General features: G+C 63.6%; 28 protein-coding genes. 13 read left to right on the plus strand and 15 right to left on the minus strand.

Annotated elements, in window-relative coordinates; all coding sequences use genetic code 11:
* Positions 1-7 precede the first annotated feature (7 nt).
* A complete protein-coding gene (locus tag NKJ72_RS09600; protein ID WP_352476819.1) occupies positions 8-226 on the minus strand; it encodes a DUF1127 domain-containing protein in 219 nt (72 codons plus the stop codon).
* A 68-nt stretch (positions 227-294) separates the two neighbouring features.
* Between NKJ72_RS09600 and NKJ72_RS09605 the strand changes: the two genes are divergently transcribed.
* Entirely contained in the window at positions 295-969 is a 675-nt protein-coding gene (locus NKJ72_RS09605; RefSeq protein ID WP_352476820.1) for an ArsR/SmtB family transcription factor, read from the plus strand.
* A 124-nt stretch (positions 970-1,093) separates the two neighbouring features.
* On the opposite strand, the gene ligD is transcribed toward NKJ72_RS09605, so the two are convergent.
* The 3 genes from ligD to NKJ72_RS09620 all read right to left on the minus strand — a co-directional run bounded on the left by ligD (position 1,094) and on the right by NKJ72_RS09620 (position 5,090).
* Positions 1,094-3,595 carry a DNA ligase D gene (ligD, locus tag NKJ72_RS09610; protein WP_352476821.1) on the minus strand — a complete coding sequence of 834 codons (2,502 nt, stop codon included), beginning with the start codon at positions 3,593-3,595 and terminating at the stop codon, positions 1,094-1,096.
* Positions 3,596-3,604: 9 nt separating this feature from the next.
* Entirely contained in the window at positions 3,605-4,456 is an 852-nt protein-coding gene (gene ku, locus NKJ72_RS09615) for a non-homologous end joining protein Ku (RefSeq protein WP_352476822.1), read from the minus strand.
* A gap of 127 nt (positions 4,457-4,583) precedes the next feature.
* A complete protein-coding gene (locus tag NKJ72_RS09620) occupies positions 4,584-5,090 on the minus strand; it encodes a YciE/YciF ferroxidase family protein (protein WP_254818016.1) in 507 nt (168 codons plus the stop codon).
* Positions 5,091-5,498: 408 nt separating this feature from the next.
* On the opposite strand from NKJ72_RS09620, the gene NKJ72_RS09625 reads away from it, so the two are divergent.
* From NKJ72_RS09625 to NKJ72_RS09635, 3 genes are all read left to right on the plus strand, one after another.
* On the plus strand, positions 5,499-5,645 hold the full coding sequence (locus NKJ72_RS09625; protein ID WP_254818015.1) for a hypothetical protein: 147 nt from the start codon (positions 5,499-5,501) through the stop codon (positions 5,643-5,645).
* A 257-nt stretch (positions 5,646-5,902) separates the two neighbouring features.
* Complete coding sequence (locus NKJ72_RS09630) at positions 5,903-6,283, plus strand: thiol-disulfide oxidoreductase DCC family protein (RefSeq protein ID WP_352476823.1); 381 nt, start codon at positions 5,903-5,905, stop codon at positions 6,281-6,283.
* A gap of 50 nt (positions 6,284-6,333) precedes the next feature.
* Positions 6,334-8,085: a saccharopine dehydrogenase family protein gene (locus NKJ72_RS09635; protein WP_352476824.1), complete on the plus strand. Its 1,752-nt coding sequence runs from the start codon at positions 6,334-6,336 to the stop codon at positions 8,083-8,085.
* Here NKJ72_RS09635 and NKJ72_RS09640 read toward each other — a convergent pair.
* The 3 genes from NKJ72_RS09640 to NKJ72_RS09650 form a co-directional block, all read right to left on the minus strand.
* Positions 7,974-8,357, minus strand: coding sequence for a DUF1850 domain-containing protein (locus tag NKJ72_RS09640; RefSeq protein WP_352476825.1), 384 nt, complete (start codon positions 8,355-8,357; stop codon positions 7,974-7,976). The genes NKJ72_RS09635 and NKJ72_RS09640 overlap by 112 nt on opposite strands.
* Positions 8,354-10,450, minus strand: a complete 2,097-nt coding sequence (locus NKJ72_RS09645) for a TRAP transporter permease (protein WP_352476826.1) — start codon at positions 10,448-10,450, stop codon at positions 8,354-8,356. The genes NKJ72_RS09640 and NKJ72_RS09645 overlap by 4 nt, the downstream gene beginning before the upstream one ends.
* Positions 10,451-10,513: 63 nt before the next feature.
* Positions 10,514-11,473, minus strand: coding sequence for a TAXI family TRAP transporter solute-binding subunit (locus NKJ72_RS09650; RefSeq protein WP_352476827.1), 960 nt, complete (start codon positions 11,471-11,473; stop codon positions 10,514-10,516).
* 237 nt (positions 11,474-11,710) lie between these two features.
* On the opposite strand from NKJ72_RS09650, the gene NKJ72_RS09655 reads away from it, so the two are divergent.
* Both NKJ72_RS09655 and NKJ72_RS09660 read left to right on the plus strand, forming a co-directional pair.
* Positions 11,711-12,079, plus strand: a complete 369-nt coding sequence (locus NKJ72_RS09655) for a YciI family protein (RefSeq protein ID WP_352476828.1) — start codon at positions 11,711-11,713, stop codon at positions 12,077-12,079.
* Positions 12,080-12,086: 7 nt separating this feature from the next.
* Positions 12,087-13,343 carry an RNA polymerase sigma factor gene (locus NKJ72_RS09660; RefSeq protein ID WP_352476829.1) on the plus strand — a complete coding sequence of 419 codons (1,257 nt, stop codon included), beginning with the start codon at positions 12,087-12,089 and terminating at the stop codon, positions 13,341-13,343.
* 15 nt (positions 13,344-13,358) lie between these two features.
* Here NKJ72_RS09660 and NKJ72_RS09665 read toward each other — a convergent pair whose 3' ends face one another.
* From NKJ72_RS09665 to hrcA, 6 genes are all read right to left on the minus strand, one after another.
* Entirely contained in the window at positions 13,359-13,982 is a 624-nt protein-coding gene (locus NKJ72_RS09665; RefSeq protein ID WP_352476830.1) for a glutathione S-transferase family protein, read from the minus strand.
* Positions 13,983-14,122: 140 nt separating this feature from the next.
* Entirely contained in the window at positions 14,123-15,103 is a 981-nt protein-coding gene (gene cysK, locus NKJ72_RS09670; RefSeq protein WP_254818008.1) for a cysteine synthase A, read from the minus strand.
* 162 nt (positions 15,104-15,265) lie between these two features.
* On the minus strand, positions 15,266-15,883 hold the full coding sequence (locus NKJ72_RS09675) for a LysE family translocator (protein ID WP_352476831.1): 618 nt from the start codon (positions 15,881-15,883) through the stop codon (positions 15,266-15,268).
* 87 nt (positions 15,884-15,970) lie between these two features.
* Positions 15,971-17,326 (minus strand): PQQ-dependent sugar dehydrogenase, encoded by a 1,356-nt coding sequence (locus NKJ72_RS09680; protein WP_352476832.1) that lies wholly within the window; start codon positions 17,324-17,326, stop codon positions 15,971-15,973.
* 100 nt (positions 17,327-17,426) lie between these two features.
* On the minus strand, positions 17,427-17,624 hold the full coding sequence (locus tag NKJ72_RS09685; RefSeq protein ID WP_254818005.1) for a hypothetical protein: 198 nt from the start codon (positions 17,622-17,624) through the stop codon (positions 17,427-17,429).
* Positions 17,625-17,657: 33 nt separating this feature from the next.
* Entirely contained in the window at positions 17,658-18,770 is a 1,113-nt protein-coding gene (gene hrcA / locus NKJ72_RS09690; protein ID WP_254818004.1) for a heat-inducible transcriptional repressor HrcA, read from the minus strand.
* Between the two features lie 145 nt (positions 18,771-18,915).
* Between hrcA and rph the strand changes: the two genes are divergently transcribed.
* Genes rph through NKJ72_RS09715 form a run of 5 tightly spaced genes read left to right on the plus strand, consistent with a single transcriptional unit; the run spans position 18,916 to position 22,228 of the window.
* The gene (gene rph / locus NKJ72_RS09695) at positions 18,916-19,632 is read left to right on the plus strand and encodes a ribonuclease PH (RefSeq protein WP_254818003.1); all 717 of its coding nucleotides are present in this window, start codon (positions 18,916-18,918) and stop codon (positions 19,630-19,632) included.
* 32 nt (positions 19,633-19,664) lie between these two features.
* Positions 19,665-20,075, plus strand: coding sequence for a VOC family protein (locus NKJ72_RS09700; RefSeq protein ID WP_352476833.1), 411 nt, complete (start codon positions 19,665-19,667; stop codon positions 20,073-20,075).
* The gene (rdgB, locus tag NKJ72_RS09705; protein ID WP_352476834.1) at positions 20,075-20,737 is read left to right on the plus strand and encodes an RdgB/HAM1 family non-canonical purine NTP pyrophosphatase; all 663 of its coding nucleotides are present in this window, start codon (positions 20,075-20,077) and stop codon (positions 20,735-20,737) included. The genes NKJ72_RS09700 and rdgB overlap by 1 nt, the downstream gene beginning before the upstream one ends.
* Positions 20,734-21,897 carry a radical SAM family heme chaperone HemW gene (gene hemW / locus NKJ72_RS09710; RefSeq protein ID WP_352476835.1) on the plus strand — a complete coding sequence of 388 codons (1,164 nt, stop codon included), beginning with the start codon at positions 20,734-20,736 and terminating at the stop codon, positions 21,895-21,897. The genes rdgB and hemW overlap by 4 nt, the downstream gene beginning before the upstream one ends.
* Before the next feature lie 4 nt (positions 21,898-21,901).
* On the plus strand, positions 21,902-22,228 hold the full coding sequence (locus NKJ72_RS09715; protein ID WP_352476836.1) for a low molecular weight protein tyrosine phosphatase family protein: 327 nt from the start codon (positions 21,902-21,904) through the stop codon (positions 22,226-22,228).
* A gap of 66 nt (positions 22,229-22,294) precedes the next feature.
* Here NKJ72_RS09715 and NKJ72_RS09720 read toward each other — a convergent pair whose 3' ends face one another.
* Both NKJ72_RS09720 and NKJ72_RS09725 read right to left on the minus strand, forming a co-directional pair.
* Entirely contained in the window at positions 22,295-22,480 is a 186-nt protein-coding gene (locus NKJ72_RS09720; protein ID WP_352476837.1) for a hypothetical protein, read from the minus strand.
* Between the two features lie 7 nt (positions 22,481-22,487).
* Positions 22,488-22,673 carry a hypothetical protein gene (locus NKJ72_RS09725; protein ID WP_352476838.1) on the minus strand — a complete coding sequence of 62 codons (186 nt, stop codon included), beginning with the start codon at positions 22,671-22,673 and terminating at the stop codon, positions 22,488-22,490.
* Positions 22,674-22,849: 176 nt separating this feature from the next.
* On the opposite strand from NKJ72_RS09725, the gene rsmI reads away from it, so the two are divergent.
* Both rsmI and NKJ72_RS09735 read left to right on the plus strand, forming a co-directional pair.
* Entirely contained in the window at positions 22,850-23,776 is a 927-nt protein-coding gene (gene rsmI, locus NKJ72_RS09730) for a 16S rRNA (cytidine(1402)-2'-O)-methyltransferase (RefSeq protein WP_352476839.1), read from the plus strand.
* Entirely contained in the window at positions 23,769-24,146 is a 378-nt protein-coding gene (locus NKJ72_RS09735; protein ID WP_352476840.1) for a YraN family protein, read from the plus strand. Before rsmI ends, NKJ72_RS09735 begins: the two co-directional genes overlap by 8 nt.
* Positions 24,147-24,290: the final 144 nt, after the last annotated feature.

Genomic DNA, 24,290 nt, shown 5'->3' on the forward strand with positions numbered 1-24,290 from the left:
TGAACGGTCAGGTTTGCCAGAAGGATTTCGCGCATTCGCGGCGGACGTCTTCGGGTGTCAGGCCAAGGTCACGCAGCAGATGATCGTCGATCTCGGCGAGGTCGAGACGCTGCAAATGACGGTCGTACCACCGCTTCAGGAGCCGCAGCCGCCGCAGGCGGCGCAAGACAATGAACGGGAACGGCCGGCGAGCAGGCGCGGCGCCGAGAATGGTCCTTGCAGGCATTGTCGTCTCCTTGATTTGCATCGAGATTAATGCTTGTCTGACGAGGATGCTTCGATGAGGAACGAACCATGCGCGAAGGACCTGACATAGCCCGCATTGCCAGCCTGGTGGGCGATCCGGCGCGGGCAAACATGCTGTCCGCACTGATGGGCGGCACGGCACTGACGGCGAGTGAACTGGCACTCGAGGCCGGCGTGTCGCTTCCGACAGCGAGTTCCCATCTGTCGAAGCTGATGGAAGGCGGGCTGCTGACGCTGGCAAGCCAGGGACGGCATCGCTACTACGGCCTCGCCGGCCCGCAGGTAGCAGGCATGATTGAGGCGATCACCGGTGTTGCCGCCGCGGTCGGGCCGCAACGAGTGCGGCCTGGCCCACGCGACGCCGCCATGCGCGTGGCGCGGGTCTGCTACGACCACCTAGCCGGCGACCAGGCGGTGGCGATGCTGGACCGTCTCGTCGCCCGACAAGTGCTCCTGCGCAATGATGAGGAGATCCGGCTTGGGCCGTCGGCCGCCTCGCATTTCGCCGCGATCGGCATCGATGTCGAGGGCAAGGCGCGGCGACCGGTGTGCCGGGCCTGCCTCGACTGGAGCGTGCGGCGTTCGCACCTCGCCGGCACGCTGGGCGCCGCCATTCTCGATAAGATCCTCGCCGAGAAATGGGCGCGGCGCGAGAAGGACAGCCGTGCGGTGATCTTCTCGCCGACAGGCAAGCAGGCATTCGAGAAGACGTTTCTCGCCTGATGGCTCGCTTCGACGCACCAGAACGGCCCGTCGTCTCCACGGAAACGCCGAACCGCTCTATCTTTTTTGTTTTGACGCAATTCCGGACGGAAAATCGTTCCACGCACTTTTTCCTGGAATTGCTCTAGCCGCGCTTGAGCGGCTTGGCCTGCTTGAAAAAATCCTCCCAGGGATCGGCTTGCCCAAGCCGCTTCAGCGTCGTCTTGTCGCCGATCGGAAAGGCGTTCGGCGGCAATCCGGCCTCGATTTCCGCCCAGGTCACCGGCATTGATACCGTGGCGCCTTTCTTGGCGCGCGACGAATAGGGCGCGACCGTGGTCGCGCCACGGCCATTGCGCAGATAATCGACGAATATCCTGCCGGTGCGCGCCTTCTTCGACAACGTCGCCGTGTAGCGGTCGGGTGCGGCTTGCTCGAGCGCTCGGGCGAACTCATGGGCGAAGCCTTTGACCTCGTCCCAGTCCGCCGACGGCTTCAGCGGGACGAGGACATGATAGCCCTTGCCGCCCGAGGTCTTGACGAAATTAGGCAGGGACAGTTCGTCGAGCCGGCTGCGGATATCGAGCGCCGCGGCACGCACCGCCTTCACGTCGACACCCTCGTCGGGATCGAGATCGAAGATGATCTGGTCTGGTTTTTCCAGCTCGTCCGTGGTCGAGCCCCAGATGTGGATCTCGACGACGCCAAGTTGAACAAGGGCCACGACACCGTCGAAATCGCGGATGAACAATATCTCCTCGCCGTCGGTGGGATCCTTCATCACGGCGATCTTGTCGTGCATGCCGGCCGAGGCATGCTTCTGGAAGAACCGTTGGCCGCCAACACCGTCCGGCGCCCGCACGAGGCTGAGCGGCCGGTTGATGACGAATTGCTTCATGCGCGGCCAGACCAGCGCGTAGTGATCGACCAGATCCTGCTTCGATACGTCCTCCTCGGGCCACAGAAGCTTGTCGGGGCGGGACAGCGTAACCGAGGTTTTCGCGGTGGCCGCGGGTTTGGCGGGCTTTGGCTTCGACTCTGCCGGGGCTGAGCGTGCTTTCGGTTTCTCCTGCACGACTTCCTCCGCCGGCTTGTCCTCGCGCAATCCCTGGAACGACGCGTGGCGTATTATACGGTCCGACGTCCAACTGCGAAACTCCACTTCGCCGACAAGTTCGGGCTTGACCCAGACCAGCCCCTTGCCCCTTGGCACCGCCCTGTCGAAGGGCGAGGTTGTCGTCTTCAGCGCATCAAGCCTCTTCTTCAGCTCGTTGGTGCTTTTGGCCGTGAAGCCGGTGCCGACGCGGCCGGCATAGCGCAGCTTGCCGCCCTCGTGATAGCCGACCAGCAGCGAGCGCAGGCCGCGCCCGGTCTTGTCCGACGGCATGTAGCCGCCGATGACGAATTCCTGGCGCGCCGTACATTTCGACTTCACCCAGGACGGGACACGGCCGCTGCGGTAGGGCGCGTCGGCGCGCTTGGAGACGACGCCTTCGAGCCCCAGCCGGCAAGCATGCTCCAGCATGATCTTGCCGGGTTCGGCAAAGTGGTCGCTGAAGCGCACGGCCCGATCCTCGGTCTGTCCGGCGAGCAAAGTGCGCAGCCTTTCCTTGCGCTCGACCAGCGGTTCGGAACGGATATCCTCACCGTTAAGACGCAGCAGGTCGAAAACGTAGTAGATGAAACGATCCGTGCGGCCTGCCGACAGATCTTGCTGCAGCAGCGAGAATGACGACACGCCATTATCCGCCAGCACGACGATTTCGCCGTCGATGATAGCATCGGTGCATTTCAGGCCGCCAAGTGCCGCGACAATTGCGCCACCGAACTTGTCGGTCCAGTCGAGGCCGGCGCGTGTCAAAAGCCGAACCTCGGTGCCGGCAAGCTGCGCCTGCATGCGATAGCCGTCGAACTTCACCTCATGCAGCCAGTCCTTGCCGGGCGGGGCGTCCCGCTCCAGCGTTGCGAGCGCCGGTTCGATGAATTCGAGCCGCCTTGCCGCGACGGCCTTCGCTTTGCTGGCGGCCGGCCTGTCGGACTGCCAGACGCTTGGCTTCTTGCCGTCGGTGGTCTTGCCTTCGCCGACCTCCTCGATGGTCAGGCCGGATTTCACCGATTGCGGCGCCTCCTGCAAAATGTCCTCGCCCGGACGCGCGGCGGCATCGTCGGATTTGATCAGCAACCAGTTGTCACGCTTTTCGCTCGGACGCGGCTTCAGCCGCACCAGATGCCAGGCGCCATGCAATTTGTGGCCATGCAGTTCGAAACTGATATGGCCTTTCTTCATCGCTTTTGCCGGGTCGCCATCGGGGACCCAAGTTCCCTCGTCCCAGACAATGACCGAGCCGCCGCCATATTGGTCCTTCGGGATAGTGCCTTCAAACGGCGCATAGTCGATCGGGTGGTCCTCGACATGCACGGCGAGCCGCTTTTCGTGCGGGTCGAGGCTCGGGCCCCGCGTCACTGCCCAGCTCCACAGCACGCCGCCATGCTCGAGACGAAGGTCGTAGTGGAGCCTGGTGGCGGCATGCTTGTGGATGACGAAGATGCCACCTGGCTCGGCTTTCTTGCCGCGCGAAACCTTGCCGGCCGGTTCGGTGGTCTTCTTGAAATTGCGCTTGGCGTGATACTGCTCGAGGCTGACCATGGTCTGATCCTAAGCAGATTCGCGCCGAGCGGCTTTGGACTTGGCGCCCTTTGCCGGGCGTCCGGTCTTTGCCGGCGCACCGGCTTCCGACGAAAGGCTCTTCTTCAGTGCATCGAAGAGATTGACGACGTTGGAGGGCCGTGGTTCCGCCTTTGTCTTCGGTGCCTTCCTGCCGGCCTTCTTGGCGCGGACCAGCTCGATCAGGGCGTTTTCGTATTTGTCCTCGAATTCGGAAGGATCGAACTTCGCCTGTTTCTCATCGACGATGTGTTCGGCCAGCCTGATCATTTCGGCGTCGGTCTTCACCGGCTTGATGTCGCCGAACACCATCTCGGGCCTGCGAACCGTATCGCCATAGCGCAGGGTCGTCAGCAGCAGACCCTTGCCCAACGGCTCGATGACCACCGGACGTTCGCGGCGATAGAGCACGATACGGGCCAGCCCCGCCGTCTTCTTGGCGGCCATGGCGTCGCGGATGACGGCGAAGGCCTCTTCCGAGACCTCGTCCGCAGGCGTCACATAATAGGGCGTATCGAGATAGATCTGCTGGATCGAGGATTTTTCGATGAAACCATCGAGGCTCATCGTGTGCGAGGATTCGATCTGCACGGCTTCGATCTCCTCCTCCTCGATTTGGACGAAGTCGCCGTCGCCGATCTCGTAGCCCTTGATCTCGTCCCCTTCATCGAGCGGCTTGCCGTTTGCCGAATCGACATAGACGCGCTTGACGGTATTGCCGGTCTTGCGGTTGAGCACGCGGAACGAGACTTTCTCCGCCTGGGTCACGACATTGGTCAGTTCGACGGCGCACGTGACCAGCGAAAGCTTGAGATATCCTCTCCAGGCGGGGCGCGGCGCCATGACAAACTCCCTGCGCGACAAGGTTCAACCGAGAACGGCCAAAGCCCGTTCCGGTTCCGGCGGCGCAAAAAGGCAAGTCCGGGCTTTCGGCCCGGCCTTGCCTTGAACTCAATTCTCTATCGCTGCCCTACTCGGCGGCCTGCAGGTTGATCTTGCTTTCCGCTATCTCGGTAAGCTTGCGGTCGGTCGCCTGCTCCTCCTTGAGATTGTTGGCCAGCACATTGGCGCAGTCGCTGCGGCCCAGTTGCTTGGCCCAGGCAATCAAGGTGCCGTAACGGGTCATCTCATAATGCTCGACCGCCTGGGCCGAGGCGATCAGCGCAGCGTCGAGGACCTCCTTGTCGGCGATGTCGCCGCTGATGTCGTCGGCCTCTTCGAGAATGCCGTCGATGGCCGGGCAGTCGACCTGCTTGGCCTTCACGCCGTGCAGTTCGAACACCTGCTCGACACGCTGGATATGACCCTTGGTCTGGGCGAGATGTTTCTCAAAGCCGGCTTTCAGCTGCGGATCACTCGCCTTGTCGATCATCTTCGGCAGCGATTTCTCGATCTGTTTTTCAGCGTAATAGATGTCGCGCAGCGTGTGCACGAACAGGTCATCGAGTGTTTTGATATCCTTCGAAAAGAAGCCCATGGCCTTTGCCTTTCCATTGCTCTTGCAGTTTCGGATTTTTGGCTGCGGCCCAACCCGAGCACCACAGCCTGCGGAACCGGTTCGTCCCGGCACTGGGAAATCAACGTGCGGCTGACGGGCGGGTTCCTGGTTTTCCGGCCGCGTGCACGGAAATTTCGCGGTCCAGCAAAAAGCTGAAACAAAATCGCGCCTCAGCGACATTCAGGCGAAACATATGTGATGCAAAAGTCACACTGGGCGAAATGCCGACGGACTGCATGGAAACACCGCGAATCAGCCGCATTCCAGCCATGAACGAAGGCATTTTCGACCAGAGATTAACATCGCGTTCACCGACTATTCACGCCTGGACGCTATGATCCCCGAAATTCGGAAGGGACATCCGAAACGGGACAGGGACCGAGTAAAATGAGCTTCTGGAATCACATCGCCGGCTATGCTGCCGCCATCCGCGAATTCGTCGCACCGACCTATCGGCCCGAGCGCTATTACATGCGCGGCCCAGGCCCCGCCTGCGCGCGCCGTGGCAACACGCTTGGGATCAGCGTGCACTGATGATGAGCATGGAGAGCCGTCACGACAGCCGGATATGCCGGCCCGACGCCGACAATCGGTCAACGACCTATCGCGCCGAGCGCCCTGCGCTGACCGACAGACGGCGTGCGACAACGCCAAGCCTTCAGCAGTCCGGGCTTTGATCCAGCCGCCGGCAGGTTTAGTGTCGCCTGACACCAGCTGCCGGGCGTCACGTGATCGTCAAGCCGAACCATTCTCCTGAGCCGCCAGAATTCGAATCACGTCGCCCGTTGATCGTGTTCGACGGTATTTGCGTGTTGTGCTCGGGCTTTGTGCGCATGGTGGTGAAGCTCGACCGCAAGGGCCGCTTCCATTTCGCAACGGCGCAGTCGCCCTTCGGCGAGATGCTGTTCAAGAAATACGGGCTGCGAACGGATCGCTACGAGACCAATCTCGTCATCGTCGATGGCGCCGCTTTCACCCGCCTGGATAGTTTCGTTGCCGTCATGGCCGAACTCGGCTGGCCGTGGCGGGCGGCGCGGATCCTGCTGCTGTTGCCGCGCCCACTTCGCGACTGGCTCTACGACCGCATCGCAAAGAACCGCTACGCCCTGTTCGGCAAGAAGGACAATTGTGAAATCCCTTCCGCCGAGGTGAGGGCAAGGTTGATCGGCTAGGCTCACTGCCGTGGCCGGGAGCGGCGCGGGGCATTTTGGGGGAACTGCGGATGAAGGTTCTTGTCGTCGGCGGCTATGGCACCTTTGGCGGTCGCACCGTCGAGCTTTTGGAGGGCGAACCGCGTCTGATCCTCTTCGTCGCCGGGCGCTCGCTTGCCAAGGCTGACGCTTATTGCAACAGGCGTGCGCCGACAGCAGCCCGGCTGCAGCCGGCCCTGTTCGACCGTGACGGCGATCTCGCCGCGCAACTCGCTGCATTTGAGCCTAATATTGTAGTCGACGCGAGCGGCCCGTTCCAGGCCTATGGCGAGGGACGCTATCGCCTGATCGAGGCCTGCATCGCCCGGCGCATCAACTATCTTGATCTAGCCGACGGCTCGGATTTCGTCGCCGACGTCTCTGCGTTCGACGAGGCGGCGCGAAATGCAGGGGTTTTCGTGCTGTCCGGCGTCTCGAGCTTTCCGGTGCTGACGGCCGCGGTTGTGCGCCGCCTGTCGTCGGACCTGACGCGGGTCGACGGCATTCGCGGCGGCATCGCGCCGTCGCCCTTTGCCGGTGTCGGCGGAAACGTCATTCACGCTATCGCCGGTTATGCCGGTCAGCCGGTGCGGCTTGTTCGCAATGGCCGTCCGGAACAAGGCCGTCCGTTCACCGAACAACTGCGCTACACCATCGCGCCGCCGGGCCGGCTGCCGCTTCGATACACGCTGTTTTCGCTTGTCGACGTTCCCGACCTGCGCGCCTTGGCCGAGCTTTGGCCGGAGGCGAGGACCATCTGGATGGGAGCCGGGCCGGTACCCGAGTTGCTGCACCGCGCCCTGATCTGCCTCGCCTGGCTGGTGCGCGCCGGATTGATCGGTTCGCTTTTGCCGCTGGCGCCGCTGATGCATCAGGCAACGAACCGGCTGCGCTGGGGCGAGCATCGCGGCGGCATGTTCGTCGAGGTGGAGGGATCTGACCGGGCGGGCGCCATCGTCAAGCGCTCGTGGCATCTCTTGGCCGAGGGCAATGATGGGCCGCTGATCCCGTCGATGGCGGTCGAAGCGCTGGTCCGCAAAGCGCTGGCCGGACATCAGCCCGCGCCGGGCGCACGGGCGGCGGTGCGCGATTTGGAGCTCCGGGATTATGAAGCGCTGTTCGCCGGCAAGACAATCTACACCGGGTTCAGGAATGAGCCCGCTGACAGGGACAAGTCGCTTTATGCCGTCTTGCTCGGCGACGCCTGGCATGGCCTGCCCCGGGAAATCCGCGCCATGCACGATTGCACAACAATGGCGGCAGGCCGCGCGCGCGTCGAACGCGGGCGCAATGTTCTTGGCCGGCTAATGGCCCGGATGGTCGGCTTCCCCGGGGCAAGCGAGGACATCCCGGTTCACGTCCGCTTCGACACCGACAAGGAGAGCGAGACCTGGACGCGGACATTCGGCAAGCACAGTTTTTCTAGCCTGCAGTTTGCAGGCCGGGGTCGATCGCAGCGCCTGCTGTGCGAACGCTTCGGCCCGCTGACCTTCGCGATGGCGCTGGTTGCGGAGGACGGCCGGCTGGCGCTGGTCTTGCGCCGCTGGAGCTTTTTTGGCCTGCCGCTCCCGATGTGGCTCGGTCCACGCTCGACTTCCTACGAAACGGTGGAGGATGGCCGCTTCCGCTTCCACGTCGAGATCTCGCATCCACTTGCCGGCATGATCGCCTGCTACCGCGGCTGGCTGGAGCCCTCCGGCCCGCACGGCTCCAGCGAGATCGTGTCGCCTGCCAGCTTAGCCAGTTCGCGGCAGTCCTGCGCCGTGCACAGCGTCCAACCCTGACCCGTAGCGCCCGACGCGGCGAGCACGAGGCGCCGCTGTGGCCCGACCTTGGGCGCATAGACCCACCAGCCGTTTCTCAGCACCGAGCCTTGCGGCGGCTCCATCCCGGCGCCCGATCCCTTGATGCGGGCCTCGACCAGCTGCAGGCCGGACGGCAGCACCTTCCAGTCTTCCTGCCACTGGGTCTTCTCCACCGAATGCACCCAGGAGAGCGTGAAGGCAGCGACCGCGAGCGTCACCGTCTTGCCGGCCGCGGCAATGCAGAGGCTCATGCCGAGTTGGCCAGCGAAGCCTGCCGCGCACGCCAGCAGTGCCAGCCGATCCAGGCAAGGGACAGCGCCCAGCCCGCCTCGTCGGTAAGCGGCAGCGCCGCAACCAGCAGCACGCCGGCGGCGAAGGTGACGAGGCGTTCCCACCAGGCCATGCGCCGGGCCAGAAATCCGACGGCAGCGGCGCCCCACAGGACGATGCCCATGCAGGCTTTGATGACGATATAGGCGACCTCGACGGGATAGCCGAACTGGGCGGCGATCGGGCCGGGGTCCTGCAGCATCAGCGCCGGGGTATAGACCGCCATGAACGGCACAACGAAGCCGGCAATGGCAAGCTTGGTGGCCTGGATGCCGATCTTGAGGCCGCTTTCCTTGGCCATGGGTGCGGCGGCGAAGGCGGCCAGCGCCACAGGCGGGGTGAGATCGGCCATGATGCCGAAATAGAAGACGAACATATGGCTGACCACCAACGGCACGCCGAGCGACAGCAGCGCCGGCCCGGCCAGCGACGAAGTGATGATGTAATTGGGAATGGTCGGTATGCCCATGCCGAGCACCAGGCAGGTGAGCATGGTCAAAAGCAGCGACAGGAACAGATTGTTCTCGCCGATCGAGATGATCCAGCCGATGAAGGTCGAGGCGATGCCGGTAAGCGTCAACGTGCCGATGACGATGCCGACGATGGCGCAGGCAATGCCGACCGGCAGCGCGTTCTTTGCTCCCTCCGCAAGGGAATCGATGCATATGCGCAGCGTCTCGCGCCCGCCCTTGAACGTGAGGCAGGCGATGACCAGCACGGCGATGACCAGGCTGAGGATGTCGACGCCGAATTTCATGAAGGAAGCCGCGGCAAGCCCGAGCGCCAGCCAGAAGACGATGCGGAAGGCGAGCGGCCCGATCGATGCTGCCAGCGGCGTGCCGAGGATGAGCACGATGGTCAACGCGAGGCCCATGGTGCCGGCGAACACCGGTGTGTAGCCGGCAAACAGCAGGTAGATCAGTGCTGCGAGCGGCAGTACCAGCGGCCAGTGCTGTCTCACCGCATCCCACGGATTGGGCAGGTCGGCCTTGGCCATGCCGTGCAGGCCGGCCTTGCCTGCCTCCAGGTGCACCTGCCAGAAACAGGCGCCGAAATAGAGCAGCGCCGGGATGATCGCCGCCTTGACCACCGCGGCATAGGGGATGTTCAGGGTCTCGGCCATGATAAAGGCAACCGCTCCCATCACCGGCGGCATGATCTGGCCGCCCATCGACGAGGTCGCCTCGACGGCGCCGGCGAAAGCCGAGCGGAAACCGAAGCGCTTCATCAGCGGGATGGTGAACTGGCCGCTGGCCACCACATTGGCGACGCCGGAGCCGGAAATGGTGCCCATCAGCGCCGAGGACAGCACACAGACCTGTGCCGGACCTCCGCGCCATGAGCCGACCAGGCCAAGCGCAAAATCGTTGAACAGCGCGATCATGCCGGCGCGCTCAAGAAGGGCGGCGAAGACGACGAAGATGAAGATGTAGGCGGCCGAAACATAGATCGGCGTGCCGTAGATGCCTTCGGTGCCATAGGCGAAGGTGTCGACGAGCTGGGCGAAATCATAGCCGCGATGGATGAAAGGCGGCGGCAGATGATTGCCGACAAATGCGTAGGCGAGAAAGATGAGGGCAATGACGGCGAGCGGCAGCCCCATCAATCGCCGCGCCGCCTCGAAGACCAGCACGACCAGCACCGCGCCGACGATCAGGTCAGGCGTGGTGAGAAAGCCGGAGCGGCGGATGAGGTCGGCATAGAACACCCAATTGTACAGACCGGTGGCGAAGCCAAGCACGCCGAGCGTCCAGAACACTGCTTTCGCCGGGACGCTTTTGGCGCGCAGATTGGCGATTAGGGCAAAGCCGAGCAGCAGCAAGAAGCCGACATGCATGGCGCGTACGACCTGGCTCGGCAGGCTGCCATAGGCGGCGATGTAGATCTGGAAGATGGAGAAGGCGATGGCGATGAGAAAAGCCGCCTTGCCGGCGATGCCTTCGCCGAAGCCCGGCGGCAATCCTTCGACAGGAGCTTCCGCTGTGGGGGAAAGAACGGTCGGGGTTGCGGTCATTGGCGGGGTTCCTGGCGGGGCGATCCCCTCCCCGAGGGAGGGTGCGGAGCGAGGCGAGGCTCCTTACTTCACCAATCCCTTTTCCTTGTAATACCTCTCGGCGCCTGGATGCAGCGGCACCGGCATGCCGTCGAGCGCCTTGGCGGGGTCGATCGCCTTGGCGGCGGCGTGGGCAGCGGTGAGCTGGTCGAGATGCTCGAACAGCAATTTGGTCATCTGGTAGGCGGTCCCGTCAGGGACATCGGCGCTGGTGATCAGGAAATTGCCGACGGCGGCGGTCGCAACATCCTCGGTCTGGCCCTCATAGGTGCCCTTGGGGATGACCACGGAAAGATAGGGCGAGCCGATCTTGGCGACGTCCTCCGCCGGCACGGCAACGATGTTTACCGGCACCGAGGTGGCGAGGTCACGGATCGATGCGACCCCAAGGCCCGCCGACTGCAGCGTGGCGTCGAGCTGGCGGTTCTTGATCAACTCTACGGATTCGGCAAAGGGCAGATATTCGATCCGCCCGAGGTCTTCGTATTTCAGCCCGGCAGCGGCGAAAATGGTGCGGGCGTTGAGCTCGGTGCCTGAGGCCGGCGCGCCGACCGAAAGGCTCTTGCCCTTGAGATCGGCGAGCGTCTTGATGCCGGATTCCTTGCTGGCGACGATCTGGATATAATTGGGATAGATGGCCGCAATGCCGCGCAGCTTGTCGAGCTTGCCTGGGAAGCCTGCTTCGGTGTTGCCTTCGGCGGCCAGCTTGACGGAATCGCCGAGCGCAAAGGCGATCTCGCCCTTGCCCTGCTGCAGCAGGTTGAGGTTTTCGACCGACGCTTTCGTCGCCTGCACCTGGGTGCGCGCGCCTTCGATGCCCTTGCCGTAGATTTCCGACAGCGCCACGCCGAGCGGATAGTAGACGCCCGACGTGCCGCCGGTCAGCACGTTGATGAATTCCTGTGCCTTGACCGATATCGCGCCAAGGCCAAGCGACAGCGCTATCGCGCCGGCGGCAACGAACTTCGTCCTGAAATTGAGCATTCGGTTTCCTCCCTGAAGTATCTGCCGCACTCTCCTCGTCAGCGCGATCCGGGACGAGTTTAGAGAGCGGACGGGAAATGCCAACCCGCAATTGTCGCCATTAGACGAACGGTTGAGCTTGCGTGAAATGCCATGGGAGCCGAAAGATTTTTGCAGCGCCTGTCGAAATCGGGCGAGGCCGCGCGACATACGTTCGGCCCGCAACGGAGCGGCCTTCGAGAAAAACGGGAGAAGACCATGCGATACATGCTTTTGATCTATGCGAACGAAGCCGCGATGGCGGCCTCGCCGACGGAGAAGACCTATGAAATCAGTGCAGCCTATGGAGCCTATACCGAGGCGTTGAAGAAATCCGGAGCGTGGCTGGCCGGCGACCGGTTGAAGCCGACCCAGACCGCCACCACGGTGCGGATGGCCAACGGCAAGACCAATGTGCTCGACGGTCCCTATGCCGACACCAAGGAGCAGCTCGCCGGCTTCTACATGATCGAGGCTGAGGACGCCGACGCAGCAATTGCCTGGGCGGCTCGCTGCCCGGGTGCCAGCACCGGCACGATCGAGGTGCGGCCGATCTGGGAAATGACCGAGTACCCATCCCAGAAGTGACCGTGTGATGGACAGTCGTCCGGAGATCGCGCGGGCGGCGGCGGAAGCGGCCGCCCGGCAAAGCTACGGCAAGCTGGTCGCGTATCTCGCCGCGCGCACACGCGACGTGGCCGCTGCCGAGGACGCCTTGGCAGATGCCTTTGCAGCGGCGCTCGAGCGTTGGCCACAGGCGGGCGTGCCCGACAAGCCGGACGCCTGGCTGCTGGTGGTGGCACGCAAGCGCTGCGTCGACGCGGTCAGACGGCGACTGACAAGCGAGGCGGCCCGCGACCACCTTAGGCTGATCGCCGAGGAGATGGAGGCACGCATGGTCGACGAAGACCTGCCGGACGAGCGGCTCCGGCTGATGTTTGCCTGCGCCCATCCGGCGATCGAGGCCGGCGTCCGCGCGCCGCTGATCCTGCAGACGGTCCTGGGCTTCGACGCAGCGACGATCGCCTCGGCTTTCCTTGTCTCGCCAGCCACGATGAGCCAGCGCCTGGTGCGCGCCAAGACGCGAATTCGCGAGACAGGTATTCCGTTCCGCGTGCCGGAGCGGGCCGAACTCGGCGAGCGGCTGGGCACCGTTCTGGAAGCAATCTACGCGGCGTTTGCCGAAGGCTGGTCCGACCCGGCCGGCACCGAAACGCGGCGCCGCAACCTCGCGACAGAAGCCATCTGGCTCGGCCGTCTGATGGCCACGCTGATGCCGGACGAGCCGGAGGCGCTCGGCCTTTTGGCGCTGATGCTGTTCGCCGAAGCGCGGCGCGCGGCGCGGCGCAATGCGGCGGGCGATTATGTGCCGCTGGCCGAGCAGGATCTTGCACTTTGGGACGATACACTGATCGATGAAGCGGAGACGCTGCTCGGGCGCGCCGCGGCCAAGGGCGTTGTCGGCCGCTACCAGCTCGAGGCCGCCGTGCAGTCCGCCCATGCGACAAGACGGCTGACCGGCGGCACCGACTGGGTCGCGATCAAGGAGCTCTATAACGCGCTGTCGGTGATTGCCGGCTCGCCGGTGGTTTCGATCAACCGTGCGGTAGCCATTGCCGAGGCCGAAGGTGCCTCGGCAGGATTGGGCGCCCTTGATCAACTCAGCGGCGATAAGCGGCTGTATGACTATCAACCTTACTGGGCCGCCCGCGCGGGCCTGCTGGCCAGGCTCGGCAAAGTTCCGCAGGCGAGCGAGGCCTATGACCGGGCTATCGGCCTCGAACGCGATCCAGCCGTGCGCCGGTTCCTGCAGGAACGACGGGCAGAGCTCGGCCGCGCGGAAAAAGACTGAGACAAGGCGGAGTGCTCAGGCCGGCCACATGTTGTGGGAAGCATTCAGCCTCTTCATCACCCGATGTTCCCGCAAATTGGCCCACAGGCGTTCGATGTTCGGCCAAGCGGTTGGAACCTTCGCGACCTCCGGATGCCAGGCCACCAACATGACGAGATAGATGTCGGCCAGCGAGAGTTGGTCGCCGGCCAGCCAGTCGCGGCCGTCGAGGGCGGCATCGAGAATGGCGAAGCTGCGATCCATTTCCGAGAAGGCCGCCTGTTTGAGGGCGTCCACGCCAGCGGCGTCGGCCGTGTAGCGATGCGCGTAGAAGAACCGCAGGTTGGCTGGATAAATGACGGAGGACATGAAAAACATCCAGCGCAGGAAATCCGCACGGTCAGGCGAACTTGCCGCGGGCGCCAGTCCTGCTTCCGGGTGGCGCTCGGCCAGCAGGATGCAGATCGCCGCGGATTCGGTCATCGAGCGTCCGTCCGGCAAGATCAGCACCGGCACCTGGTTCAAGGGGCTGATATCAAGAAAGGCCTGATCGAGGCGGCCCTTCGGAACGTCGACCTGGTGGAAAGGCACGCCTGCCAAAGCGAGCGCCGCCTCGACGACAAAGCCGCCGGTATTGGCACGCGTATAGAGCTTATACATGAAGTCCTCCACCTGCCGGGCAGCGACGATTTGGTGGTTTTTTCAGCGGTCCACGCCGAAGCGTCGATACAGAATGTTTGATGCCGGAGGGGCAGCGCGAAGGATCGCTACAACCGGTCAAACACTCTCGTGTCCAGACTCTAAGTCCCCAATCCCTCGAACAGGATAGTCGAGAGATAGCGCTCGGCGAAGGAGGGGATGACGACGACGAGAGTCTTGCCCTTGTTCTCGGGCCGCGAGCCGACGACGATCGCCGCTTGCAGGGCGGCACCCGACGAAATGCCGACCGGCACACCTTCGAGCCGAGCGACGAGCCGTGCATTGGCAACCGAATCCTCGTTCGAAACTTTGACGATCTCGTCGTAGATCGTCGTATCGAGGATTTTTGGCGCGAAGCCGGCGCCAATGCCCTGGATCTTGTGCGGGCCTGGCTGGCCGCCCGACAGCACCGGCGAGGCTTCCGGTTCGACGGCGACGACATGCACCGAGGGCTTGCGCTTCTTCAGCACCTGGCCGACGCCGGTGATGGTGCCGCCGGTCCCGATGCCGGCAACGAAGATATCGACTTCGCCATGGGTGTCGTTCCAGATTTCCTCGGCCGTGGTGCGGCGATGGATTTCCGGATTGGCGGGGTTTTCGAATTGCTGCGGAATGACGGCGTCGGGCAGTGTTGCCGCCAGCTCGTCCGCCTTGGCGATGGCGCCCTTCATTCCTTTCGGCCCTTCGGTCAGCACCAGCTCGGCACCGAGCAGCGCCAGCATCTTGCGGCGTTCGACGGACATGGTTTCCGGCATGGTCAGGATCAGCTTGTAACCCTTGGCGGCGGCGGCAAAGGCGAGCGCGATGCCGGTATTGCCCGAGGTCGGCTCGATCAGCGTGGTCTTGCCGGGTGTAATCCTGCCCGAAGCCTCCAATGCCTCGATCATCGAGACGCCGATGCGGTCCTTGACCGAGGCGATCGGGTTGAAGAATTCGAGCTTGGCCAGCAGATTGGCGACGACACCCTTCTCCCTGGCGAATTTATCCAACCGCACCAGCGGCGTGTCGCCGATCGTCTCGGTGATCGAATTGTAGATGCGGCCGCGGCCGGGCACGTGTGTGTGGGTGGCGGGCTTGTTCATTGATTTTCCTCCCAGAGGTCAAGCGGCAAGAGCCGGGCGGGCATAGGATAGTGCCATCCACCGCGCAAGATAGGCTCGTTCGAAAAATATCCGAGTGACGTTCGTGCTGAATACCGGCACCTTGCAAGGCGTGACAATCGTTGGGCGGATTGGCGAAGAGACCTACTGGCGGGCGGCAATTGCCGCCGCCGCACCGACCATGAAGCCGGCGGCGGTGCGGTTGAGTGCCCTCAGCGCCCGCGGCGACTTCAGGAACCAGCGCGCCTTGGCCGCCAGCGCCAGATAGGGCACCAGCACCACGAGTAGAACGACGATAGTGAGCGCGACCAGGATGCCGTAATCGGCCAGCGTGATCGTCTTCAGATCGACGATGGTCGGGGTGATGGCGAGATAGAAGATCATCGTCTTCGGATTGCCGAGTGTGACGGCGAGACCGGCTACAAAGCTGGATGCCAAGCCGCCTTTGCCGTTCTTCGCCTCTACCGTTTCGGGCGTGATGCCGCTCGTCCAGAAACGCCAGCCAAGAAAAGCGAGGTAGGCGACGCCCAGCCATTTGATGGCCAGGAAGACCATGCCGAACGTCTGTGCGACGAAAGCCAGGCCGAGCACCACGGCAGTTAAATAGGTCAGGTCGCCGAGCATCAGCCCGAACGACATGGCCAGCGACGAGCGGAAGCCGGAACCCAGCGCACGCGCAACAAGCGCGGTGACGCCTGGGCCGGGGATGGCTGCGGCGATGCCGAGGGCGGCGCTATAGGCGAGGAACCCGGTGAGCGTCATGGTTCGCGCTTGTCGCACAATGTTGAAGTTGGGTGAATTCCCTCGGGCCGAATTCGATTGCGCCAGCGCAGCAGGCGACGCCGCCGTTCAGGAGCGGCCGTCTTCGTAGGTAACGCGCCAGATGGTGCCGTTACCGTCCTCGGTGACGATCAGGGAGCCGTCCTTGGCCATGGCGACACCGACCGGGCGGCCCCAGACGGCGTCGTTCGAGATGACGAAGCCGGTCATGAAGTCCTCATACTCGCCGGTCGGCTTGCCATCCCTGAATTTGAGCCTCACCACCTTGTAGCCGGTCCTGGCGCCACGGTTCCACGAACCATGCATGGTGACGAAAGCATCACCCCGGTAATCCGCCGGAAAGTTCTCGCCGTCGTAGAAGGCTATGTTCATCGGCGCCGAATGCGCCTGCATCAACACGTCGGGGACAGTGGCCTTGCCGGCGAGGTCTGGCCGCTCGCCCTGATGGCGCGGATCCTCGTGATTGCCGATGTAGTACCAAGGCCAACCATAGAACGCACCGTCCTTGACTTCAGTTGCAAACTCGAACGGCACATTGTCGCCGAGCTCGTCACGCTCGTTGACGACGCACCACAACGCGCCGCTGGCGGGCTGCACCGTCATGCCCGTACAGTTGCGCAGGCCGGTGGCGACAGTTCGGGGATTTTTCCCGTCCGGGTCAAAGGCGAGCACATCGGCACGGCCTTCCTCGGGGCCCCAGGCCGCCCCGAGCGGCTTTGATTTCGCCCAGGCGTCGAGGCCGCCATCCGGCTGCTTGTCCATGTCCTCGGCGACATTCGAGTCCGAGCCAACCGATAAAAAAAGCGTCTTGCCGTCAAGCGAGAAGGCGATGTCACGGGTCGAGTGACCGCCCGACGGGATTTTGGCGACAATGGCTTCTGGTTTACCGGACGCCTTCAGGTCACCGTCGCGATAGGGGAAGCGGACGATGCTGTCGCTGTTTGCGACATAGACCCATTGCGGCTTGCCGCCTGGCGGATAGAAGGCGATGCCGTATGGATAGTTGAGGCCTTGGGCGAAAATCGCTTTCTCGATGGGTTTGGCGCGGCCCTCGGCCAGACGGTAGACGCGTATTTGGTCGGCATGGCCGTTTGCGATGAACAGGTCGCCGTTCGGAGCGACGCGAACGACGCGCGGATTATAGAGTCCGGAGGCGATCATTTCGGCCGAAAAGCCCGGCGGCAATTCTGGCTCGGCGCTTTCGGGCCGTTCCGCCACGCCGCCGCCGTTCGAAGCGGATTGAGCGGGGTCGGCTGCCGGCATGTCTTGCGGCCCGATCAGGCGGCGGACGCCAGGCCTGTCGGCGTGCCAATCGCCAAAAGCGGCTTCGCCTTTGAGCACCTTTTGATCCGCCTGCTGGGCGGCTGCCGGTGTCGCGACAAGGAGGGCAGCGGCAACGGCCGCAAAGCCGCCAGATCGGATCATTAACGTCCTCCGAGGTTTGCCTCGAAGAGGGCAAACGGGATCAGGCATTGGTCGTTCCAAGCGGTGGTCCAGCACACGAGGATTTGAAGCCGAACCCCGTTCAGTTGCCAGAGGCGTAGAAGTCGTCGTCGAGGCGCTTTTCCAGCGCGACCAGATCGGCCGGCAGCGGCAGGCCCATGGCCCGCATCTCTTGCAGCTTCTCACGCAACTGCTCTTGCACCTCGTGCTGATCCTCAGGCTGATTGACCATTTCCTCGAGCAGCAGGCTGATCTGGGCCTTGAACGATTCCAGCGCCATTCTTTTTCTCCTTGCGGCAGGCCGCGGCGGCTCCTAGCGCAGCATGCGCGAAATCAGCTGGGCGGTATAGTCCACCATCGGTACTATGCGCGCATAATTCAGCCGCGTCGGCCCGATGACGCCGAGCGCACCGACGACGCGCGCGTCCTTGTCGCGATAGGGTGCCACCACCAGCGAGGAGCCCGACAGCGAAAACAGCTTGTTTTCCGAACCGATGAATATGCGCACCCCCGGGCCTTCCTCGGCGAGGTCGAGGAGCTGGATCAGCCCATCCTGCGTCTCCAGATCCTCGAACAGATGCCGCAGCAATTCTATGTCGGCCTGGGCGGTGACGTTTTCCAGGAGATTGGCGCGGCCGCGCACGATAAGCCGCCCAGGCACCCCGCTTTCGGCGCCTGCCCAGACCGCCAGGCCCTTCTCGACCAGATCCTGCGACAGCGTGTCGAGGGCTGCCCTGGTCTCTTCCTTGATGCGGGCGATTTCGACCCGGGCCTCGGCCAGGGTGCGGCCGCGGATATGGGCGTTGAGGAAGTTGGAGGCTTCGTGCAATTGCGAGACGGTGATGCCGGCGGGCAGATCGATGACGCGATTTTCGACGTCGCCGTTCTGCGAGACCAGCACGGCCAGCGCCTTGGTCGGCTCGAGCTGGATGAATTCGATGTGCTTCAGCGCCGCCTCATTTTTGGCGGCGAGCACGAGGCCGGCGCCGCGCGACATGCCGGACAGCATCTGGCTGGCCTCGGTCAGCATATGCTCCAGCGTCGCGCCCGAGCCGGAGGCGCGCACCTGCGCCTCGATGGTGCGGCGCTCCTCGTCGGAGAGGTCGCCGAGTTCCATGAATGCATCGACGAAGAAGCGCAAGCCGGCCTGGGTCGGCAGCCGGCCAGCCGAGATGTGCGGCGCGTAGATCAGGCCGAGGTGCTCGAGGTCGCTCATCACGTTGCGGATGGTGGCCGGCGACAGCGATGACGGCAGGATGCGCGACAGGCTGCGCGAACCGACCGGCTCGCCATCCCTCAAATAGGAATCGACGATGCGCCGGAAGATGTCGCGCGAACGCATATCGAGCGATTGAAGCGCGGGCGGTTGAAGTGCCGGCGACGAGAGCACTGGCGACTGCGAACCGGGATCGACTACCTTGGTCATTCGAGCCAAAAACCTCCGGTCCGAAGATATAGACTTCCGCGGCGTCGGCGCAACCGGTCCATTTTCCTTTGCGCCTCACGCCCCGTGCGGCTACAAGCCGGCCAAGATTCCCCGGCCAAGATTCCGAAGAAAGAAAGAAGCCTGAATGCGCCCTTCCAAACGCCAATTCGACGAAATGCGCCCCATCTCCTTCGAGCGCGGCGTCTCCAAGCATGCGGAAGGCTCGTGCCTGGTGAAGTTCGGCGACACGCATGTGCTGTGTACGGCCAGCCTGGAGGAAAAGGTGCCGGGCTGGATGCGCAACTCCGGCAAGGGCTGGGTGACGGCGGAATACGGCATGCTGCCGCGTTCGACCGGCGAGCGCATGCGCCGCGAGGCTTCGGCCGGCAAACAAGGCGGCCGCACGCTGGAGATCCAGCGGCTGATCGGCCGCTCCCTGCGCGCCGTGGTCGATCTGCAGGCGCTCGGTGAGCAGCAGATCACCGTCGACTGCGACGTGATCCAGGCCGACGGCGGCACGCGCACCGCTTCGATCACCGGCGGCTGGGTGGCGCTCTACGACTGCCTGCGCTGGATGGAAGCTCGCCAGATGGCGAGCCTGGGCAAGGTGCTTAAGGATCACGTCGCGGCGATCTCCTGCGGCATCCATGATGGCCAGCCGGTCATCGATCTCGACTATATCGAGGATTCCTCGGCCGGCACCGACGCCAATTTCGTCATGACCGGCAAGGGCGGCATCGTCGAGATCCAGGGCACAGCCGAGGGCGAGCCGTTCTCGGAAGAGCAGTTCGCGGCGCTGATGGGGCTCGCCAAGAAAGGCATTCAGCGCCTGGTCAGCTTGCAGCAGATGGCCGTGGCTTAGCTGCGGTCAATATTGGACAGATTGGCGATCCTGTGACTCCTTCCGCAATCCTGGAATCAGCACTCTACGTGACGGACCTTGCTGCCGCGGAACGGTTCTATTCGGGCGTCCTCGGGCTCGATCTGCTCGGTAAGGTCGACGGCAGGCATCTCTTCTTCCGCTGCGGCGACGGCGTGCTGCTTATCTTCAATGCCGAGGCGACCAAAGTGCCGCCGCGGGCCGGCGCCAAGCTGCCCGTGCCGCCGCATGGCACGGTCGGCGAGGGCCATCTTTGCTTCGCCGCAAGCGCGGATGAAATCCCACGCTGGAAAGCGCATCTTGAGGCGAAGAAAATCGCCATCGAAAGTGAGTTCGAATGGCCTCAGGGCGGTCGCTCGATCTATATTCGCGACCCCTCGGGCAATTCGATCGAATTCGCCGAGCCAAGAATTTGGGGCATCTGATGCATTCGCCAACTGTTCACTCGCTTGACGGGCATAAGATCGTCGTCGCAAGCCACAATGCCGGCAAATTGCGCGAATTCACCGATCTGATGGCGCCATTCGGCATAGAAGCGAAGTCCGCAAAGGAATACGGCTTGCCGGAGCCGGACGAGACTGGCACCACTTTCGAGCAGAACGCCTTCATAAAGGCCTTGGCCGCCGCCAAGGCAACTGGATTGCCGGCACTGTCGGACGATTCCGGCCTGTGTGTCGATGCGCTCGACGGCGCACCCGGCGTCTACACCGCCAACTGGGCCGAGACGCCGGACGGCTCCCGCGACTTCGGCATGGCCATGCAGCGCACGGAAGTGGCCTTGCAAGAAGTTGGCGCGATCACGCCTGCCCAGCGCAAGGGCCGCTTTGTCGCGGTCATCTGCCTTGCCTTCCCCGATGGCCAGGCGGAATATTTTCGCGGTGAGGTCGAGGGCACGCTGGTATGGCCGCCGCGCGGCGAGCTCGGCTTCGGCTACGATCCGGTGTTCTTGCCCGATGGGTTCGAAAAGACCTTCGGCGAGATGAGCGCGGAGGAAAAGCATGGCTGGAAGCCCGGCCAGCCAACCGCATTGTCGCACCGTGCCCGTGCTTTCCAGAAATTCGCGCAAGCCCGATTGGCCGGCGCATGACCATGCTGCTCGACCGCAGCCCCGGTTTCGGCGTCTACGTCCACTGGCCATTCTGCGCGGCCAAATGCCCCTATTGCGACTTCAACAGCCATGTCCGCCACCAGCCGGTCGACCAGGAGCGTTTTGCCCGCGCCTTCGAGACCGAGCTAGCGACGATGCGCGGCCGCACCGGACCGCGCGAGGTGACCAGTATCTTTCTTGGCGGCGGCACGCCCTCGCTGATGAAGCCGCAGACCGTGGCGGCGGTGCTGGATGCAGTGGCGAAGAACTGGACGGTGGCTGATGGCATCGAGGTGACGCTGGAGGCCAATCCCTCCTCGGTCGAGGCCGAGCGCTTTCGCGGCTATCGCGCGGCCGGCGTCAACCGGGTGTCGCTTGGCGTGCAGGCGCTGAACGACAAGGATCTGCGCTTCCTCGGCCGTTTGCACAATGTCGATGAGGCCCTGCATGCGATCAGCCTGGCGCGCGAGATATTCCCACGGCTGTCGTTTGACCTGATCTACGCGCGACCCGGTCAGACGCCGGAAGCGTGGCAGGCGGAGCTCGAGCAGGCGATCGGCCACGCCGCAGATCATCTGTCGCTCTATCAGCTGACCATCGAGGAAGGCACGCCGTTCCATGCACTGCATGCGGCAAGGAAATTCATCATTCCAGACAATGAGCTTGCCGCCGATCTCTACGCGTTAACGCAGGAGATCACCGCCGCGCGCGGACTGCCGGCCTACGAAATTTCCAACCACGCCAGGCCCGGCGCCGAAAGCCGGCACAATCTCACCTACTGGCGTTATGGCGAATATGTCGGCGTCGGTCCCGGCGCGCATGGCCGGTTCGTCGAAAATGGCCGCCGCGTGGTGACGATCGCCGAGAGAATGCCGGAGACCTGGGCCAATCTGGTCGAGGCCAAGGGCCATGGCGTTACCGGCGGCGAAATCCTGACGCGGTCGGAAGAGGCCGACGAGTTCCTGCTGATGGGGCTGAGGCTGGCGGAAGGCATCGACCTTTCCCGCTACGAGGCATTTTCAGGGCGCGGCCTGTCGACGGCACGGCTGTCGGTGCTGCAGGACGAAGGCCTGGTGGCACCGATCGGCAATGCCCGCCTGCGCGCCACGCCGGCCGGCATGATCGTGCTCGATGCGGTCGTGGCGGATTTGGCCAGATAGCACGTTGAAGAACGTTCTCTTCACCTGCAGCCAGAATCGCTTGCGCAGCCCGACGGCGGAGCAGGTGTTTTCCAAGCGGCGGGACATCGAGGTCGCTTCGGCCGGCACTAATCACGACGCCGACATTCCGTTGACGCATGAACTCGTCGCCTGGGCCGACATCATCTTCGTGATGGAAAAAACGCACCGCGCCAAACTGCAGCAGAAATTCAAGACAAGCCTGAAAAAGGCTCGAGTAATCTGCCTCGCTATTCCCGACGACTATGCATTCATAGACCCGGCTCTGGTGGGCCTGCTGGAGGCCTGTGTCTCGAAGTATCTAGGTGAATGATACATCGCAGAGCATTCGCAACCGCGCTTCGAGAACTGTCTCGACCGATCGCTAAGGTTTGCGGGGTCAAGCCTCGTGCTTATGGTGGTGTTTGGCGCGATCTTTTTCGCTGGTCTCTCCGGAACGGGCCGGCTTGATCTCGCTTTTGTCGCGCGAGGCACGGTGCTGGTCGTCTGTGGAATGTGGCGCTGCGCCATCGCGGGCGCTTTTTGTTTCGAGGCGGGTGATGAAAATGTCGAAGCGATTGGGCATCGTCCGGTCAGTGCTCCATCGTGCGGTCGGTTTCGTTTGCTTGCTTGCTCTCGGCCGATCGCTGGCGTGCAAGCAGCTTCTTGGCTCTGCCATCTGCGGCTTCGGCAGGCAGGCTCTTGTCGTATGGCGCGGCGAAGCGTTTGCGGCCGGCATAGTAGGGTTCGAAAACGTCCTGTATGGTCAGGCTGTTCATCCTGCTCCTCCCGAGATCAGGTGTAAAATTCGCCGGCAACGGTTTCGTTCCCTACTATGGCGAAGGCATGGCGGCTGGTTCACGTCGGCATCCCTTTTGGAACCCGGGCCTTTGCAACCCAGGCTTTTGCAACCAAGCGTGAGCCGTGCCAAACAGGGTCGAACGGAGTTGTGCAGGTGACCGGCGAATCGGCCAAACGCAGTTATGTGGTCGGGCAGACCGAAATCGCCGCCCGGCCGCTCGAGCCGGCGCTCTACCTGGTGGCGACGCCTATCGGCAATCTCGCCGACATCACGCTACGCGCGCTGGAAACGCTCGCCGCCGCCGATATTGTCGCTTGCGAGGACACACGTGTCAGCCGCGTGCTGCTCGACCGCTACGGCATCCGCCGCCGCACCACCGCCTACCACGAGCACAATGCCGGCGAGGCCGGACCGAAGTTGATCGCGGCGCTGCTGGCCGGCCAAAGCGTAGCGCTGATCTCGGATGCCGGCACGCCGCTCATCTCCGACCCCGGCTACCGGCTGGTCGGTGAGGCGCTGGAACGCGGCATTCGTGTCGTGCCGATCCCCGGCCCATCAGCAGCACTTGCCGCTGTGACGGCATCCGGCCTGCCCTCGGACGCGTTTCTGTTTGCCGGCTTCCTGCCGGTGAAGACCGGGCAGCGGCTGACGCGGCTGGAAGCGCTGAAGGCGGTGCCGGCAACGTTGATCTTCTTCGAATCGCCGCGCCGGCTGGCCGAGACGCTCAGTGCCATGGTCGAGGTGCTGGGCGGTGCCCGCAAGGCGGCGATCGGCCGCGAGCTGACCAAGACTTTCGAGGAGATGCGGACCGGCGCCCTGCAATCGCTCGCCGGCCATTATGCGGGAGCCGATACGCCCAAGGGTGAAATCGTCATCTGCGTCGGCCCAGCCGATGCGGTCGCTGATGAGCCAGAAGATATCGACCGGCTGCTACTTTCGCTCGCCGCCGAGATGCCGGCCTCCAAGGCAGCGGCGGAAGCCGCCAAGATGACGGGTGGCCAGAAGCAGGCGCTCTATCGTCGGCTGCTCGACCTCAAGAATGCTGGAAGAGCCGGGGCCGGCGGCGACGGCGATGGCTGAACGGCCAAGCGCCAGCCGGCAAAAGGCCTACCGGCGCGGCCATCACGGCGAATGGCTGGCGGCGGCGGCGCTGATGCTGAAAGGCTACCGAATTCTTGCCCGCCGCCACCGCACCAGGTTCGGTGAGATCGACCTGATCGCGCGGCGTGGCGATCTGGTGCTGATCGTCGAGGTCAAGGTGCGCCGCACGCTGATGGAGGCAATGGAAGCCGTCGGTCGCGAATCGGAGCACCGCATCGAAGGCGCCGCCGATTTCTGGCTGTCGCGCCAATCCGACTACGGAAAATTATCGGTGCGCTTCGACATGGTGGCGGTGCTGCCGTGGCGTTGGCCGGTGCATGTCGAGAATGTGTTTTACGGGCGAAACTAGGCCATTCTCGAAGTGGGGCCGTTTTGCTGCGCCTGCGGTTCAGATCATGGTTTGCCGATCTGTCAAGCATCCGCCCAGCGCTGACTGGAACAAAAGCGTTCCTGCGTTGTTCCTCAATCGTCCTGATGTTCGACGGGCTGGTTC

The sequence above is a fragment of the Mesorhizobium sp. M0045 genome, assembly GCF_040323385.1.
In the GTDB taxonomy this organism is placed as follows: domain Bacteria; phylum Pseudomonadota; class Alphaproteobacteria; order Rhizobiales; family Rhizobiaceae; genus Mesorhizobium.